Genomic DNA, 17,949 nt, shown 5'->3' with positions numbered 1-17,949 from the left:
TTCGCCGGCCCGTGAGCCGGCGACGCCCTGCCCCTGCATGCGCAGGGGCGTTCCCATACACCCGGATCAGCGCGCCGCGGGCAGCAGCGCCACCTCGTCCAGCACCCACATCGGGTTGTGCTCGCCCGAGGCGAAGCGGAAGCACAGGTCGTGACGGCCGGCCTGGCCCGGCAGCGGCGCGGTCAGCGTGGTCAGGCCGTCGGACTTGCGGGCCGGGGCCAGCGGCAGGACGGCGATGGGCTCGCCCTCGCAGTCGTCCAGGTGCACTTCGAGCGCGCCGCCGGGCACCTTCGCCGGACGCGTCACGACCTTGCCCGCCTCCTTCCACAGCTGGAAGTTGTGCGGCAGCTGGCCGACGCGCACTTCCACCGTCGCGATGCCGTCGAGTTCCGCCTCGTCGTAGATCCAGCACGGATCGAAGACGTCCGCCGTCAGCAGCTGGCGATCGGCGTTGCCGCCACCGGCCGGGGCGTCGTCCTCCATGCGCAGGGTCAGGTCGTTCCGGCACGAGCGCAGCGCGTGGCTGCCGCGCGCGCGCAGGCCGCGCACGTCGAGCGCGAACGCGCGCGATGCCGCGAGCACGCGATCGTCGGCGAAGGCGTTCGCCTTGATCGTCGACGGCAACGCCAGCTCGAGCGGATGCGTGTACGCCTGCGAGGTCGCGGTCGGTTCGCTGCCGTCGAGCGTGTAGCGGATCGTGCCGAAGCCGCTCTGGTTCGACAGCGCAAGCGAGCCTTTGCCGTTTGCGATCGGCTGCGGCGTGAAGCGCACCGCGAACGCGCTGTCGGCCGCGTCGAAGCCGGTCAGGCGATAGCGCGTCATCTGGAACGCCATGCGCTGGAGGAAATCGTTCCAGTCCAGGCGCGATTCCGGCGACCAGGTGACTTCGGCCAGCGCGGCGCCGCGCGGGAACAACGCACGTTCGACGCGCTGCATCGTGCGGTGGTGCTCGGTCCACAGGTTGCCCTGCGCGCCGAGCACGTGCGTGGCCTGCTCCGCGCTCAGCTGCGCCGGCACGACCTTGAAGTCGTACACGTTCCGGAGCGACTTCACTTCCAGCCGCCCCGGCGTTTCGTCGCCGGCGTCGCTCTGCACGTGGTTGAGATAGAGGTCGGGCGAAGGCGACAGCACCACGTCGTGGCCGGCGCGCGCGGCTTCGATCGCGCCGTCGGTGCCGCGCCACGACATCACCGTCGCGTCGGCCGGCGGCCCGCCTTCGAGGATCTCGTCCCAGCCGATCAGGCGCTTGCCGTGGCCTTCGATGTACTTGCCCAGCCGGCCCATGAACCAGCTCTGCAACTGCATGTCGTCCTTCAGGCCCAGCGACTTGCGCTTCGCCTGCACCGTGGCCGACTGCTCCCACTGGTCCTTCGCCGCCTCGTCGCCGCCCAGGTGCACGTAGCGGCCGGGGAACAGCGGCATCACTTCGTCGAGCACGTTCTGCAGGAACCCGAACGTGTTGTCGTCGACGTTGAACAGCCATGTGTGGATGCCCCAGTCCGGCGACACCGGCGGCGCCTGGCCGGTCACGCCGAACTCCGGATATGAGGCGATCGCCGCCTGCGCATGGCCGGGGAGGTCGATTTCCGGCACCACGGTGATGTAGCGCTCGGCGGCGTACTTCACGATGTCGCGGATCTCGTCCTGCGTGTAGAAACCGCAATACGGCTTCGGCTTGCCGTCCGCATCGCGCCCGGCCGCGCCGGCGGGAATGCGGCAACCGCCCACTTCGGTGAGCTTCGGGTACCGCTTGATCTGGATGCGCCAGCCCTGGTCGTCGGTCAGGTGCCAGTGGAAGGTGTTGAGCTTGTGCAGCGCCATCTGGTCGAGCACGACCTTCACTTCGTCCGGCGTGCGGAAATGGCGCGCGACGTCGAGCATCAACCCGCGCCAGCCGAAACGCGGCGCGTCCTCGATGCGCTGGGCGGCGATCGACGCCTCGCCCTGCGCGCCGTCGGCGAGCAGCTGCCACAGCGTCACCGCTCCGTAGAACAGGCCGGCGGGCTTGCGCGCGGTGATCTTCGTGCCCTGCGCCGTGATGTCGACGACGTAGGCCTCGTCGCCGGCCGGCGCGATGTCCGGATCGATCGCGAACACGACCGCCGCGCCCTCGGCTGCGCCTTCGACCGGCGGCGCGAAGCCGCGCGCCTGCTGCACGCGCGATGCGAAATCGCGGGCGATGCGCGTGGCTTCCGCATCTCCACAGGCGACGGCGATGCGCGACTGCGGGCCGAACGCGAAGCGGCCCTCGCGCAGTTCGACCTTCGCCGGGCGCGGAATCACCGGCGTTGCGGCGACGTTTGCGGAGATCGTCGTTGCCGCCGCCGTGTCCGCCGGTGTCGCGGCGGTGGCCTTCGTTGCGTCCGCTTTCGGCGCGTCCCCGCGCTGGCAGGCGGACAGTCCCATCGTCAGCGCCACCGCGGCGACGCCCAGCATGAATTGCCGTTTCATCGTTCCCTCACTCTCTGTCGCGTGCGCCGCGCCGGGCGCCGGAAACAAGCGGGCCCGGCATGACCGGGCCCGCTGTGTTTACACCAGATTTCGATCCGATGTGGTTTCGACCACTACGACCATCAGTAGTTGAAGCGCAGCGTCAGCGCATAGCGGCGGCCCGTCAGGTAACGGTTGGCCGGCTGGCTCTTGCTGCCGAAGTACTGGAAGTACTCCTCGTCCAGCAGGTTCTGCGCGTCGAACGTCACCTGCCAGTTGTCGTTGAAGCGCCAGCCCAGGCTCGCACCCAGATCGCCGTACGCATCCACGCTCACCGGCGGTGCGCCGGCCACGAAGCCGCCTGCCAGGTAGCTGCTGCGCCAGCTGTACGTCAGGCGGGCCGACAGCGGGCCCTTCTCGTAGTACGGGCTGAAGCTGATCTGGTTCTCCGACTGGTACGGCAGGTCATTGCCATTCGCGGTCTCGCCGTCGGCGTAGGTGTAGCTGGAGTTGAGGCCGAAGCCGCTTTCGCCGAATACCTGCTGGTAGCTCAGCGTCGCGCCCTTGACCTTGCCCTTTCCGGCGTTGCGCGGACGGATGATGCTGTAATCGCAGAAGCCGTCGGTGGTGCAGGCGCCGGAGGCCACGAGCGCGAGGAACTGCGCCGGATCCGGATCGTCGCTGATCGAGTTGAACTGGCGCTCGATCTGCGCATCGCTTTCGATGAAGTTGTCGATGTCCTTGTAGAAGACCGACAGCGCGGCCAGCGCGCCTTCGTCGAAGTACCACTCGGCCGTCATGTTGAGGTTGGTCGACTCGTACGCACCCAGTTCGGCGTTGCCGCCGCTGCCGGTCAACGTGGTGTCGTTGAGGAACAGGTTAGGCGCCATCTGGTTGTACGGAGCCCACGCCACGACCTTGGCTGCCGCGAAGCGCAGGATGACGTCATCGGTCGCCTCGTAGGCCAGGTTGAACGACGGCAGCCAGTAGTCGTCGTCGTTCTTCTGGGTGAGCCACCACTCCGGCTGCGCGGGCAGCGTGGGAACGTCGCCGTTCAGCACGTACGCGGAGCTTTCGATTTCCGCCTTCACGTAGCGCAGGCCCACGTTGCCGCGCACGCGGTCGTAGGAGAAGTTGCCCTGCACGTAGGCTGCGGTGTTCGTCTGCTCGAGCGAATAGGTGTTGTTGAGGAAGCTCGCCGCGTCCGGCGCCGCGAAGTTCGGCGGGCTGTTGCGCACCCAGTTGATCACGTTGTCGCGACCGGCGTAGATGTGGTTGCCGTGGTCACGCGAGAACCCCGGGAAGCCGCCCATGGTGTCGGCGAAGCCGATGGTGCCCACATCCGCCAGGCTGCCGACCGGCGAAATCGGATACACGTTGAGCGAGAAGTCCTCGGTGTGCTCGTGGCGACGCACGCCGGCCTGGATCTCGTAGAACGGGCTGTCGAACTTCTTGCTGAAGTCCAGCTGGCCGTAGGTGTCCTCGGACTCGGTCTCGAATATGCCGTTGTTGCCGAAGAAGCCTTCGCCCACCCAGTTCGCTGGATCGCGTGCGGCTTCCGGATCGTCGAACGTGATGCCCTTGTTGATGTCCCAACTGTACGCGCCGCGGAACACCGGCTCGATGAAGTACTGCACCAGATCGTTGTCGGCCTTGCTCTGGCCGATCTGGCCGGAAAGGCCCCAGCCGCCGCCTTCATAGTCGAACGTCAGGTCCAGGCCCTTCGTCGTCGGCTCGGATTCGCGGGCGTTGTTGTCGTAGAAGACCGGAGCGTTCGCACCGGCGTGGCCGCTGGTGACGATGCCGTTCGGTCCCACGTTCAACCCGTCGACGGAGGCGGCGTCGAACGTCAGGAAGTTGTACATCGACTGGTTGTAGTTGTCGAAGTCTTCCTTGATGTACAGACCGCTGAGGTTGAACTCGAGGTCGTCGGTCGCCTTGAACTGCAGGTTCGCGGCGATGCTGTCGCGCTTGCGCTCCTGCTGGAACCACGCGGCATTGATGAAGTTCGGAACCTGCGCGTCGCCCGGCACGTTGGTGACGTTGGGGAACGAGGAAGCCGGAACGTAGCCGAAGATCTCGATGCCCTGGCGATCGACCTGCTCCTCGTAGTGCTGGGCGGCGATGTTGAAGCCGATGGTCTCGGCATCGTTCTTCCAGCTGTACAGGATCGACGCGCTCGGCTTGCCTTCGCTCGCCTGGTCGCTGTAGTTGTAGCCGATGGAGCCGCTGATCGAATTGGCGTCCATGTCGAATGGCTTGCGCGTGTACATCATCACGGTGCCGCCGAGACTGCCCTCGGGCAGGCGGGCTTCAGGCGACTTGAACACTTCAAGCCGGCCGATGATCTCGGACGCGATCTGGGTCTGGTCGAAGCCACGGTTGGGCTGCTCGCCGAACAGCCAGATCGACTGCGCGACCGGGTGACCGTCGAGGAAAGTCAGGTTGAGGCTCGGGTCGGTGCCGTCAATGCTGACGCGCTCGCCCTGGCCGAAGCGGCGGTCGATGGTGACACCCGGAATCTGCGACATCGCCTCGGCGACGTTCGTATTCGGGAACTCACCGATGTCCTCCGCTGTCAGTGCCTCGACGACGGCGTCGGCGCTGCGCTTGGTGTCCATCGACTTCATCAGGCTAGCGCGGATGCCGGTGACCGTGACGGTGTCGAGGTCGGTGGCCTGCGAGGACGTGGCGCTCTGCTGCGCGGTGGTGGCCTGTTCCTGCGCCGCCACATTGCCGCCAATACTCAGCGCGAACACGATGCTGGCCGATAGTGCTGTCTTGCGAAGCTTCATTGCTCTCCCTCCCACGGGTTGATGTACGACTCCGCAGTGCCGGTTCTTGCCTGCCGGCGTTACGAAGCCCGTTTCCTGGCCGGCGCAAACGGGCGCGCGGCCGTATTCCTTGTGTGGTTCGTGGCGTGGTTGGCGACCGCGCTCACGCGCCACCGCCTCCCGACGGCCCGCACTGCGACAGGCTGCTTTGCGACAGGTGTTCCAGGGTCCAGCTGGCGGCGCCGATGACGCCCAGCCGGTCGTTCTCGATCAGCCGCACGGGCACGCGCTCGAGCGCGGCGTGCATCACGCCCTTGTCGAGCAGGCGTGCGTGGAATTCGCTGTGCGGCAGGAAATCCTTCAGCTGCGGCAGGATGCCGCCGGCGATGAACACCGACTTGGCGCTGCTCACGGTGATGAGGTCGCCGATCACGCTGCCCAGCAACGCGCAGAAGGTCAGCACGGCCTCGCGCGCGGGCGCGTCGAAGCGGCGCGCGGCTTCGGTGATCGCGGCCGGCGCGCGCAGTTGCGGCTCGATGCCGTCGATCGCGCAGATCGCCTCGTACAGGTTCACCAGGCCCGGGCCCGAGACGAAACGCTCGGTCGGCACGTGCGAGAAGCCGCGCCCGCGCGTCCATTCGAGTATCGCCGTCTCGCGCGCGTTGCCCGGGGCGAAGGCGATGTGGCCGGCTTCGGTCGGCAGCACGACCGTGCCGCCGCGATGCGGGATGCGCACTGCCGCGCCCAAGCCGGTGCCGGGGCCGACGACCAGCACCGGACCGGCCGCGCCCGCGCTCACGCCGGGCGTGAGCAGCAGCGAGTCGGCCGGATCCATGCACTGCGCGGCATGCGCGGCGGCCTGGAAATCGTTGATGTAGTGGAGCTCGCTCAGGCGCAGTTCGCCGCGAAGCTGCGACAGCGAGATGCGCCAGGGCAGGTTGGCGTTGATGACCACGTCGTCCAGCACGACGCCGGCCGAGGCGATGGTCACCCGGCCGATGCCCGCGCACGCGCCGTGGCTGGCGATGAAGTCGGCGAGGATCGCGCCCAGGCTCGGATATTCGGCGCACACGTACTTTCGGTGCGCGAGCACCACGACGGCCGATTCGTCCGCGCCGCCCGCGCGGACCAGACCCACGCGGGTGTGAGTTCCGCCGACGTCGGCGGCCAGGAAGCGGATGTCGACCCGGGTCAGCGGCGGCACGGCGCTCATCCGCGCAACGCGCGCGGAGGCTGCGCGTTCGAGTGGCATGACCGGTCTCGTGCTTCCTTCGTATCCCACCGCATGGTTCCTCCGCTCACGCCGGGTCCCAGCCGGCGCGGCCGAGATTGGCGCGCCTCTGACAACGTTGTCAACCGGAAGTTACAAATTTGTCAGAAACACCGGTGTCAGTCCCGACGAACGGCCAAATCCATGCTGCGCCGCAGCAGCGAAAAAGGCGCCATCGCTGCGCGGCAGCGACTTTGTAGCCCTTCGCTGGCTTGCGGACGGAAGTTGTGACAACGTTGGCCCACCGGATGTCGCGCAGGCCAAGCCGGTCGCCATCCAACACCGCATTCCTTGGGAGGGGAATCCGCATGTCCACGTCCACGCCCGCCGCCTCGCGCAGCCATTACGGGTCCATCGCGATCATCGGCGCGCTGTTCTTCATCTTCGGTTTCGTCACCTGGCTCAACGGTCCGCTGATTACCTTCGCCAAGCTCGCCTTCAACGTGAGCGAATCGGCGGCGTTCCTGATCCCGTTCGCGTTCTACATCTCGTACTTCGTGCTCGCGCTGCCTTCGTCGGTGATCCTCAAGCTCACCGGCATGAAGAAGGGCATGGCGCTGGGCCTGTTCCTGATGGCGGTGGGCGCGGTGGTGTTCGGCCAGTACACGACGGCGCGCGTCTATGGCGGCGCGGTGACCGGCATCTTCGTGATCGGCGCGGGCCTTGCGATCCTGCAGACCGCGTCCAATCCCTACATCAGCATCCTCGGGCCGATCGAAGGCGCGGCGCAGCGCATCGCGGTGATGGGCATCTGCAACAAGGTCGCGGGCATCCTCGCGCCGCTGGTGATCGGCACGCTGGTGATGCACGGCATGGGCGACCTGTCGACGCAGGTGGCCAACGCGGACGCGGCGGGGAAGGAGCAGTTGCTCAACGAATTCGCCGCGCGCATCCACGACCCCTACATGTTCATGGCGGGCCTGCTGGCACTGCTGGCGGTCGGCATCGTGTTCTCGCCGCTGCCGGAGATCAAGGCCGAGGACGTCAACGCCGACGGCGACACCGGCAGCACGCGCAAGACCAGCCTGTTCCAGTTCCCGCACGTGTGGCTGGGCGCGCTGTGCATCTTCGTGTACGTGGGCGTGGAAGTGATGGCGGGCGACGCCATCGGCACCTACGGGCAGGGCTTCGGGTTGCCGGTGGACAGCACCAAGTTCTTCACCTCCTTCACCCTGTTCGGCATGTTGCTGGGCTACGTGGTGGGCCTGATCGCGATTCCGCGCTTCATCTCGCAGGAACGCTATCTCACCTTCTCCGCCGTGCTCGGCGCGTTGCTGGCGGTCGGTGCGTTCCTGACGAAGGGGTACGTGTCGGTGGGCTTCGTTGCCGCGCTCGGCTTCGCGCACGCGATGATGTGGCCGGCGATCTTCCCGCTCGCGATCCAGGGCCTGGGCCGCTTCACCGAATACGGTTCGGCGTTGCTGATCATGGGCATCGCCGGCGGCGCGGTCATCCCGCAGCTGTTCGTGCACCTCAAGCAGGACCACGACTTCCAGCTGGTGTTCGTCGCGCTGATGGTGCCGTGCTACCTCTACATCCTGTACTTCGCCAAGCGCGGCCACAAAGCCGGGCAGCGGCACGACGTGGTGAACGGCGCCGCCGCTTCGCAACATGGCTGACCGCTTCCGCATTCCGGTGATGGCCGACCGCCCGACCACACGCCACCGCACGTCATTCCCATCGTGGATGGCGGTGGTTAGGCTAGTCGTTCCCATCGAATCGCCATGAAGTCGGGACCACGCGAGGCTCCGGTGCGCAGACCCACGATCAAAGACGTCGCCGAGCGCGCCGAGGTGTCGCTCAAGACGGTCTCTCGCGTCATCAACGACGAACCCAGCGTGCAGGCACGCACGCGCGAACGCGTGCGGCAGGCGATCGCCGAGCTGGGCTACCAGCCCGATCCATCCGCGCGCAGCCTGCGCAGCGCGCAGCCGTACGCGCTCGGGCTGGTCTACGACAACCCGAACCCGTACTACGTCATCGCCGTGCAGAACGGCGTGCTGTCGGTGTGCCGCGAGACCGGCTACGGATTGCAGATCCATCCCTGCGATTCGTCCTCGCCCAACCTCGCCAGCGAGCTCATCGAGCTGGTGCAGCATTCGCGCCTGGCCGGACTCGTCCTCGCGCCGCCGATGTCGGAACGCAACGAACTGGTGACCGAGCTGGTCGCGCACGGCATCCGCCTGGTGCGCATCGTCTCGGCGGCGGCCGATCCGCAGGACGGCAGCGCCTGCGTCTACGTCGACGACCGCGACGCCGCCTACGACATCACCGAACACCTGATCCAGCTGGGCCACAGCCGCATCGGCTTCCTGTGGGGCGGCAAGTCGCACGGTTCGTCGTGGGAGCGCTACAAGGGCTACGAGGACGCGCTGCGCGAATACGGCATCCCGCTCGATGCGGAGCTGGTGGTCGAGGGCGATTACGCCTTCGACGACGGCTTCCGTGGCGCGCGCCGCCTGCTCGCACTGCCCGACCGCCCGACCGCGATCTTCGGCAGCAACGACGAAATCGCCGCCGGCGTGCTGGCGGCGGCCAAGTCCAGCGGCATGAACGTGCCCTACGACCTGTCGATCGCCGGCTTCGAGGACAGCCCGTTCTCGAAGCAGAGCTGGCCGGCGCTGACCACGGCCAAGCAGGCGACGCAGGACATCGCGCGCCACGCGGCGCACCGGCTGCTGCAGGAAATCCGCGAACACGGGCCGAAGCCGGTGCCGAACGAGGGGTTCAGCCCGGAGCTGGTGGTGCGGGGATCCACGGCGCCGCCGCGGCCGAAGGCATGAGATCCAAGCCTCTCTCCCTGCGGGAGAGTGGGTGGGGGCGAGGGGCGACAGCGCCGCGAGTCGATCAGCCCTTCGCCACGCGATAAGTACCGCGTATTCATCGGCATCGTCCTGATACGAAGGGGCGGCAAAGACAAGCGGGGGCGGAGAAGGAATGGCGGCGGCTGGCTGCATCGTGCGAGGCCGCATCACGCGCATTTGCAGCCCGGGTAAGGCCGAAGGCCGCACCCGGGACGAAGCGCGTCAACGCCGAAAGCACCCCGGGTGCGCTCCGCTTACCCGGGCTACAAGAGCTGCGGCAACGGCGTGAGCGCGGCGAACCAGCAGTGCAGCAAGGCGCTGTGGTTTTGCTCCTGACGCTCCGTTACCCGAACGGTGAGGACTTCGTGGCGGCGGGTAACCTCACGGCGCCGAAACGATCCTGATGCTCTCCTACCCAGCCGGGCGCATCGATCGGGGCCGACCATGAACGCGAATCCGCACTTCGCTTCCGTGCTGGACGAGCCGGGGATCGCCCGGCTGCTGGAACAGGACGCCGCGCTGGTCGCGCTGGGGCGCCAGGTCTGCGTGCTGAAGGCGATCGGCTGGCCCGCATCGCTGGAAACGAAGTTCCTCGAGCAGTGGCGCCAGGGCCGGCCCGAACTGCCCCAACCGCCGACACAGCCGGTCGACCTGTCCGCGACCCTCGACGGCCTGCGTGCGCTGATGCGCCAGATCGACCGCCGCCATCCCGTCGGCCGCTGGCTCTACAAGACCGCGTGGAGCTACAACGTCGCCGCGCAGATGCTCGGTGCGATCGGTTCGCCGGAGTTCACCCGCTGCTCGGCGCTGCTCTACGGGCGGCCCGATTACCGCTACCGCAGCCAGGACATCACCAACGTCGACAGCGCGCGCGAAGTGCTGTCGATCACCGACGAACTGATCGACAGCCGCCTGCTGCCCGACGTGCCGGCCGACATTCCCGCCGACGAGTTCGCGCGGCTGCTGCGCGAGCACATCGTGCCGTTCTTCCACCATGACGATGTCGAGGTCGTGCTCGATCCGGAGCTTCCGTCGAAAGCCACCGCCGGGAGCCGTCGCATCAAGCTGCGCTCCAGCGCGATGTTCTCCGAACGCGACCTGCACCAGCTGGTCGAGCACGAAGCCTTCATCCACACCGCGACCCTGCTCAACGGGATTCATCAACCGCACGTGCATTCGCTCGGCATCGGCGCGCCGCGCACCACGCGCGTGCAGGAAGGGCTGGCGACGTTCTCCGAGATCGTCACCGGAGCGCTCGACATCGCGCGCCTTCGCCGCATCGCGCTGCGCGTGGTGATGGTGAAGCAGGCGCTGGACGGCGCGGATTTCATCGAGGTGTTCAAGGGCTTCCTCGATGCCGGGCAGAGCGAGAAGGAAAGCTTCTGCAGCGCCGCGCGCGTGTTCCGCGGCGGCGACGTGCGCGGGCGCGTGTGCTTCACCAAGGACGGTGCGTACCTGGAAGGCGTGATGCTGGTGCACGTGTTCGTGCGCAAGGCGCTGCAGGAAGGGCGCGGCGAACTGCTGCCGATGCTGTTCGCCGGGCGGCTGACCACGGCGGACGTGATCGAACTGGCGCCGTACCGCGAGAACGGCCTGATCGCGCCGCCCCTGTACGTGCCGCCATGGGCGCGCGACCCGCAACGGGTCTTGGCGACGATGGCGTTCTCCACGGCGACCCAGCGGCTGCGGCTGGACCGGCTGGACCTGCAGCGTTTCGTCGAGTTCGAGGACGAGATCATCGAGGAATCGGGCATCGGCTGACGGCCGGCCCGCGCGCGGTGCCGCGTTTGCTTCCACGTCCGCGCGGCCACCCGACCCGCGCGGGGCAGCGCAACGTCGGGATCACCGCTGGCGAGCGCACCGACCCACCGACATGCTGCCCGGCCTGCCCCGCGACATGCCCTGACGCCCGGACGTTCCCGCTCGCCGCAATGAGCAGGGAGTCTCAGCCATGAAACATCCGATCGCGATGGCTTGCGCCGTCGCCTGCGCGGGGTGCATCGGCACCGTCGCGGCCCAGGACCTGGCGCAGACCGCCGGCAGCAACGCCAAGGTCGTGCTGGACAACGCCGACGTGCGCGTCATCGAACTGAACATGCCCGTCGGCGCCAGCACCGGCAAGCACGAGCACAAGACCGACCAGCTCGTCGTGTTCCTTACCGACGGCACGGCGCGGCAGACCGGCGCCGACGGCGAATCGAAGACGCTGACGCGCAAGGCGGGCGAGGTCGCGTGGAGCGCACCGACCACGCACGACACGCTGAACGCGGGCGACAAGCCGGTGCGCACGCTGGTGATCGAGCTGAAGAAGTAACCACGGTGGCAAAGCGAAGGCAGGGACGCCTTCGTCGCTGCGCTTGCGTGTTCCCACACGGCGTTCGCCTCGCCATTCCGCGAAGGTGGAATGGCGAGCGCCTTCCTGCGCCTATGCGACTGGATCGGACGCGTTACCAGCGCCCAGCATCCTGATCGGATCAAGTTCGCCATCGATGAGGCGGCGATCCGGATAGATCATGGGCTCGCGCGATACTTCGGCTTCACGCTTGCGGGGCAAGTCGGGTTCGGTGGACTGCTGCGGGCGCAGTTTCGGTTCGAAGCGGTCCTCGGGTTGCGCCTGCGCGGGTGTGATCAGGAAGAAGCTCGCTTCATCCTTTCGTCGCAGCGGGATGACGGCACTGGGCGAGCCGGATTCGGCGGTAGCCATGGTCGCTAATGCCAAGGCGACGAAGGGTGCGGCGGTGCCGGTGTCGCCCAGGCGCGCGGTCACGTCGATGCCCTCGTCGGGTTCGGTCAGATCCAGCGGACTGCCGGCCTGCCGCAGCACCGGTGCCAGCTCCGCCATGCCTGCGCCCGGACGGCCGGCGTCGAAGAACACGCGTGCGGGTGCGGCGGTCTGGACCATCGTGGCCCAGGCTTGCTCCAAGGCGGCCTGCTGCTCGCGTTGCCTGAGCGGCTTGTCGTGTTCATCGACGCGCCGCGCGACGACAGGGCGGTGCAGCGTCGCGAGAGTGGGCATCTCGTCCCATTGCTTGAAGTGTGCGCGTGTCCACGGTGTGGGAAAGAACGGCGTTGGCTTGAACGGACGAGGTGGGGTGCTTTCCCATGCATGGAAACCCGGATACAGCGGGTTGCCATTGATCTGCGTATAGGGTGCGAACGGGCGCAGCCATTCGACGCGTTCGCGGCGGGCGAGGAGCAGGGCGCTAGAAGCGGCAGAAGGATTCTCCCTTCGTCTGCGTCCACCGCTGTACGGTCCTCCCCAAGGGCCTTCAACGTAGACCAAGAGGGCTGGAATGTCCGGATGACGCTCAAAGGTACGGAACACGCCCTCCACTACCTCGTCAGGATTGTTGTTGTAGATGGTCCCGATCTGATTGATCTGGCTCCAGTGCAGCCCGGCAGGCATGCGCATGCTATCGAGGTAACGCTCGTAGTAGGCCTGCATTTCCTCATCCATGGCGCGTTCTGGCTCCCGGAACACCGCCACTGCCGGAATTGGCCATGCCTCCACCATGTCGTACAGAGCAAGTTCCAAAGTTTGTGCTTGGCGCTGTTCGGCAATTCCCCAGCTGCCCGCATGTTCCCACGCGGGGTCATCATCCGAAGGCAAGACATTTTGATGAAAGTTAGTCGCCTTCTTGACCTCACTCCAGACTTCTCCTTGGCGGTACATCTCGATAGAGAGTCCGACACCAACAACGTCCAGCGTAGTCAAGCGTTCTTCTGCACTCATGCGCGGTGCCTCGGGAATGGGTGAGGGCATCGGAGCGCCGGGCCAGGTATTGCGGCTCAGGCCGGCGAAATCATCAGGTGACTGCTTCGAGTCATAATCGGCCGGCCGTGGCGGTGCACGATCGAAAGCCAGCGGGTCTGGCATCCATCGCTCGGCTGCAGCGAGCCAGCTTTGCTTGTCGTCGCTCGTGGAACTGGTCGATGTGCAGGCCGCCAGACAGAGCAGCAGCAATGAGAACACGAGACGTGTAGGTCGATGCACGGTCAGGCCCCACGCAGAAGTCGGTCGAGCACGGCGTTGTCCGCTGCGACGCGCGCATCGTGCTGCTCGCGCAGCGCTGTCGAATGAGCTTGTTCTTCCATTGCATCCTGGAGGGCCGCAGCGTGACGTGTGTCCCCCGTGGACGGTTGCTGACCACCTGCGCGAGCCGCCAGGGTTTGGCTTACCACCAAGCGAGGTAGCTCGCACTTTGCCCACTTCACAGGCAGCTGCCCTGTTTGACGATAGGCAGCAGTTGCGTTGATCAGCTCCCGAGGAGCCCCGGACTCGTTCTTGATTAGATCGAGCGCCTTCCTATAGAGATCTCTCTCCTTCTCCGAGAGTTCCGGGTCGTCGTCAGCCTTCTGGCGGACCTTTTTCCAATCCGTCCTCCAATCCGCCACGAGACACAAATACAGGTGATACACCGGGTCATCGATTGCCTTCGCCTGCCCGATCGCCAGGTCGTACGCGGTGACATAGCGACTGTGCTGCGCATTGGCGACGATGCTGGAGTGGAAGGAGTTCTTGTTGTCGTCGGTGCCCTGCGTGTCCATCCAGCGTCGACGGCCCTGTTCCGGGGTCTCTTCCGGCTTCAGATCCTGTGTGATGGCGATGGAGGCGTCGATCGGCGAGAGTTCCTGCCACGCCGGCCCGAGGTGCGGTTTGAGCGGCGGTGACAGTGCTTCGCCGGTGATGCGCACCTGCTGGCCGGACCAGAAGCCGCCGCGACCGGCCTTGTCCGTTGCGGTCAGCGTGGTGCCGGTCCAGGCGTTCTCGTTCCAGGTTTCCAGCACGTAAGGGCCGGGTGGCGCCCCGACCAGCAGCGGACGGCCGTCGCGCACGCGGCGGGTGAAGCAGCGCTGGCGGAAGCGCTCGCCCAGCGTCGGCAAGGCCGACACCTTGCGGGCGTAGGACTCCGCCGCCGGCGGCGCCGTTCCGTAGAGCCGCGCCTGCTCCCACCGCTGGTACGCGGCGGCATCCAGCGCCTGGACTTCGTCCGGTACGCCCTGCCAGTCGATGCCCTGGACGTTGAACAAGGCGACGGTCTGATCGTCGGGACAGAAGTACAGGTAGACCTTGCCGCGGTTGTCGCGCTCCACGAACGGCACCGGCCTGCCCTCGACGCGTTTGACGGCGGCGTTGGGTTGCCATTGGCCGCCCGCGACGACGCCCTTCGCGCAGCCCGGTCCGCCCAGCCGCGCGAAGGCGGGCTGTGAATGCTGCGTGCCCGTCATGAAGCGCACGATGTTCTGCAACGTGGCGAGCCGGGCAGGCGTCGTCTGCTGCAACTGGCCCAGCTCCATGCCCTCGGCGAACGTTTCGAACAAGCCGTAGGGCGGATGATTCATCACCAGCGTATCGATGGGGCGGTCGCCGGACTCCTCCAGGAAGGCGTTGGCGAGCAGGGTGATCAGGCAGCCCTGGCTGTGTGCGACGACGTTGATCGTGTCGTCCGGCGAATTGCCGCGCACCATGCGGACCAGCATCGCCAGGCGCTGCGCCGCGAGCACCATGTAGTGCCGCGATGGAGCCTGCAGCAGAGGACGGGTGGCGCCGGGGCTGACGTGCTTCGACGAAATCGGCGTCGGGCCCATCTTCCCGCTGAATCCGGGCTGCCACATGTCGGGCACGGTCGTGGTGGCGTTGGCGAACGGCCCACCGTTCTTGGCGCCGTCCTTGTCCAGACGATTCCCGTAGCGGTCGAGGTATTCGCCGTGGCGCTGCCTTCTGTCGATCCATGGAATGAATCGACCGCGCTTGTCGGTGTAGCCGCCTTCTTCTTCGCGAAATCCCCAATAGAACGGAATGACCGGACTGTTGACCTCGCCCTTCGTGTGGTCGCGCCGGAAGTACACCGCGTCAGGATCGCTCGCGTCCCGGTCCTTCGCGGTGGGCACACGGTACCGCGCCGGGCGCAGCTGGCTGCCGGGATACTGCCGATCGAGCCGTTCGCCAAGCCCCTGGCAGAGGCCCTTCTCCTGCTCCACGTAGGCTTCGCCGACGTCGTTGACGCCATGGATGAGGATCACGATGCCCGGCTTGGGCAGCGGCAGCGGTACTTTCACCGTGGTGCCGCCCGGAAGCGTGCACAGCTTCGCGGTCGCCACCGGTGCGGCGTCATTCGGCTTCGTCATCGAACACCTCCAGTTGTGCGATGCGCAGCGCGTCGCGTTGCAGCAGTGGCGTCAATCCTTGCGCGTCGGTGCGGCCCTCCATGACTGCACCGTCGTCCAGCGTGATCCGGAATCGCCGATCGGGGATGGGCTGCGTTCCATCCGGCGTGACCAGGCCGAATCGGCCGGCGGTGTCCACATGGCCGAACGAGGCGAGCGCCTCTTCCAGCGATGCCGGGCCGGTACGATCGACGTCGGCCTTGACGGTGAACTTGCCCGGGCATCCCAACTCGATGTTGCCGCCCGACATGGTCAGGTAGGCGCCACCGCACATGAACGTCAGACGCTCGGCGCCGTGGACGACCACGTGCTTCGCGCCCAGCTGCATGTTCTCGGCCGCCTGCGCGCGCAGGTGGCCGTGTTGCGCCTGAAAGTCGATGTCGTCGCGGTGGGCGATCTGGGCGATGCCGCCGTCGTAGGCGAACTGGCTGATGCCGTGACCTGCCGTGATGCGAATGCGCTGACTGGCCGTCGCACTCATGTCGTGCTGAGCGGATACCTCGATGTTCTCACCGGCGGCAAGCAGCATGGTTTGCGGAGTGCCCGCGACGATGCCGTCGGGAGCGCCGAGCGCGATGATCGCCTTGGCGCCGGCTTCCCCGGGCCGATCGTTGGCACCTGCACCGAGTTGTCGTATCGCATCCAGTGCCGTTGATCGGGCCGAGTGATCGGCGGCGGGTGCCTGATGTTGTGCGGCCGTATCCAACAGGGCGGCAACGTCTTCGTTGAACTTGTGCAGGAGGTCCAGCAGCTCGGATACGTCGAGCTGACGGCCTCGGGCGAGTTCACGCGCATAGGCGCTGAACAGCAGCGAGCTGGCGCGCAGCGCTCCGGCCTGATCGCTGCGCAGCTCGAAGCCTTCGCCGCGTGGCTCACCACGTCCGTCGGGTGTTCGCGCGTGGGTGAGATTGCCGATGTTCAACTGCGTCGCGCCGTGGCTGCTGTGCAGTTGTGCCTTCAATTCGCCGCTCGTGTCGTCGATCAGCAGCTCGTTATGACCGCTGCCCTTGTGTTCGCGGCTGCGAATCGTACTGACCGTCTTGAGGCCAGGCAGGGCAAGGGGTGGCCGATTGGCGGCATGAAACGTGCGTCCGGTTACGATCGGTTGATCAGGATCGCCGTTCACAAAATCGACGATGACTTCCTGGCCCACCCGGGGCAGGAACAACGTACCAAAGCCGGCCCCCGCCCAGTTCTCCGAGACGCGGATCCAGCACGAGCTGTTCTCCATGGGTGCTTGCCGATCCCACGGGAACCAGACTTTCACGCGGCCGTGCTCGTCCGGGTAGATCTCCTCCCCTTTTTCGCCGACAACGTGGGCGATCTGTACCCCGTCCATCACCGGGCGCGGCAATGCAGGAGGGCGCCATTCCATGTGGCCGGGGACGGCCTCGGCGGTGTACTCGTAATACGTTCCCTGGTTCGCTTGCGCGCCGTCCTCTTCCTGCGAGACGTCCTGCCGGCCGGAGTGGCGCATGGCGATGACGCGCCAGTCGCGATTGAGCGCGTCGCCAGGGTGTCCTTCCAGCAGGAACGCGAGCCCGGGCCAGAGACGCGCATCGTCGCCCGCGAGCGTGGCGATGGTTGCACCGGTGCGAAGCTGTTGCAGCTTCGTCGCGGTAAAGGGCTTTCCCGATTGATCGCGCTTGTATCTTCCGGGGAAATCGTAGTGTTCGTACCGGCCGATCGCGTCGCGCGCGATGCTGGCGTGTTCCAGCGAGTAGTCCGGATTCCTGAATGTATTGTCGCGTTGGGTGACCTGCGTCGGCGCAAGTTCCCGGCGAAGCGCGAACTGCCACAGCCTTGGTTCGGGCGCATCGCCACCGGCCTGGGGTTGGTACACCACCGTGCCGATATCGTCCGGATCGGGGAGTCGCGGAGCCGCCAACAGTGAATCGGTCAGCACCAGCTGCGACTGCGCGAAAGCGTCGAAGAAGAAGACGAAGCCCTCCTCGGCTGCGAGTCGGGCAAAGAACGCGAAGTCCGTCTCGCGGTGTTGAATGCAGTACTCGCGCACTTCGTGCGATCGCGACGCCACGAAGCGACCCTGTTGGCCGCGGTCCTTCAACCGGATCTTGAGAATGTCCGGAACGGAAAGTTGCTGATGAATGCGGCTGCCATGCCATAGGCGCAGCCTCGCCAGAGACGGTTCGACGACTACGCGGTAGCGCGTGCGTCTGAATCCGGCCACGCACTGCTCGAACAACGACACGCTTCCGTGAAGCGCCCGCACAGCCAGGTCGTCCCGCTCGATCGTAAAGGTCGCGTCGACATCAAGCAGCGAATCCAGATCAATGTCGGAATCCGCGCTGGACAGCTCCAGTTCCAGACGGAATGGTTCGGAAAGCCCTTCTCTCAGTTCGAACCGGACGATGTCAAATACGGGCCCGCCAGGAACTTCGAATCGGAATCGGATTTCGGATTGAGCAGCCATGCACACCCCGTTCCTTGCGATGAAGTCCGCAAGGTCGGCTGCCTTGATTCAATAGTCGAGGCGACATTT

10 protein-coding genes are annotated in these 17,949 nt (G+C 66.5%); 4 read left to right on the top strand and 6 right to left on the bottom strand.

The window, feature by feature from the left end; translation table 11 throughout:
- Positions 1-66: 66 nt before the first annotated feature.
- From AC3ANK_RS18115 to AC3ANK_RS18105, 3 genes are all read right to left on the bottom strand, one after another.
- Positions 67-2,451, bottom strand: a complete 2,385-nt coding sequence (locus AC3ANK_RS18115; RefSeq protein ID WP_484171654.1) for a family 20 glycosylhydrolase — start codon at positions 2,449-2,451, stop codon at positions 67-69.
- 122 nt (positions 2,452-2,573) lie between these two features.
- Positions 2,574-5,225 (bottom strand): TonB-dependent receptor, encoded by a 2,652-nt coding sequence (locus AC3ANK_RS18110; protein WP_206862033.1) that lies wholly within the window; start codon positions 5,223-5,225, stop codon positions 2,574-2,576.
- Between the two features lie 142 nt (positions 5,226-5,367).
- The gene (locus AC3ANK_RS18105; protein ID WP_484172898.1) at positions 5,368-6,417 is read right to left on the bottom strand and encodes a glucokinase; all 1,050 of its coding nucleotides are present in this window, start codon (positions 6,415-6,417) and stop codon (positions 5,368-5,370) included.
- A gap of 365 nt (positions 6,418-6,782) precedes the next feature.
- On the opposite strand from AC3ANK_RS18105, the gene AC3ANK_RS18100 reads away from it, so the two are divergent.
- The 4 genes from AC3ANK_RS18100 to AC3ANK_RS18085 all read left to right on the top strand — a co-directional run bounded on the left by AC3ANK_RS18100 (position 6,783) and on the right by AC3ANK_RS18085 (position 11,592).
- Positions 6,783-8,093, top strand: coding sequence for a sugar MFS transporter (locus tag AC3ANK_RS18100; protein WP_484171653.1), 1,311 nt, complete (start codon positions 6,783-6,785; stop codon positions 8,091-8,093).
- Between the two features lie 132 nt (positions 8,094-8,225).
- On the top strand, positions 8,226-9,257 hold the full coding sequence (locus AC3ANK_RS18095) for a LacI family DNA-binding transcriptional regulator (protein ID WP_484172897.1): 1,032 nt from the start codon (positions 8,226-8,228) through the stop codon (positions 9,255-9,257).
- 465 nt (positions 9,258-9,722) lie between these two features.
- On the top strand, positions 9,723-11,039 hold the full coding sequence (locus AC3ANK_RS18090; RefSeq protein WP_484171652.1) for a peptidase MATCAP family protein: 1,317 nt from the start codon (positions 9,723-9,725) through the stop codon (positions 11,037-11,039).
- Between the two features lie 190 nt (positions 11,040-11,229).
- Positions 11,230-11,592, top strand: coding sequence for a cupin domain-containing protein (locus AC3ANK_RS18085; protein WP_206862036.1), 363 nt, complete (start codon positions 11,230-11,232; stop codon positions 11,590-11,592).
- 111 nt (positions 11,593-11,703) lie between these two features.
- Here the strand turns inward: AC3ANK_RS18085 and AC3ANK_RS18080 are convergent, their stop codons facing one another.
- From AC3ANK_RS18080 to AC3ANK_RS18070, 3 genes are read right to left on the bottom strand one after another with little or no spacing between them, the layout of a single operon-like run.
- Positions 11,704-13,251, bottom strand: coding sequence for a type VI lipase adapter Tla3 domain-containing protein (locus AC3ANK_RS18080; RefSeq protein ID WP_484171651.1), 1,548 nt, complete (start codon positions 13,249-13,251; stop codon positions 11,704-11,706).
- 23 nt (positions 13,252-13,274) lie between these two features.
- Entirely contained in the window at positions 13,275-15,407 is a 2,133-nt protein-coding gene (locus tag AC3ANK_RS18075) for a T6SS effector phospholipase Tle3 domain-containing protein (RefSeq protein ID WP_484171650.1), read from the bottom strand.
- Complete coding sequence (locus AC3ANK_RS18070; RefSeq protein ID WP_484171649.1) at positions 15,391-17,880, bottom strand: type VI secretion system Vgr family protein; 2,490 nt, start codon at positions 17,878-17,880, stop codon at positions 15,391-15,393. The genes AC3ANK_RS18075 and AC3ANK_RS18070 overlap by 17 nt, the downstream gene beginning before the upstream one ends.
- Positions 17,881-17,949 lie beyond the last annotated feature (69 nt).

The organism is Lysobacter sp. SCRH-1R, from assembly GCF_057747855.1.
The sequence above is the reverse complement of the archived record's forward strand: the minus strand, read 5'-3'. Positions and strand labels throughout refer to the sequence as shown.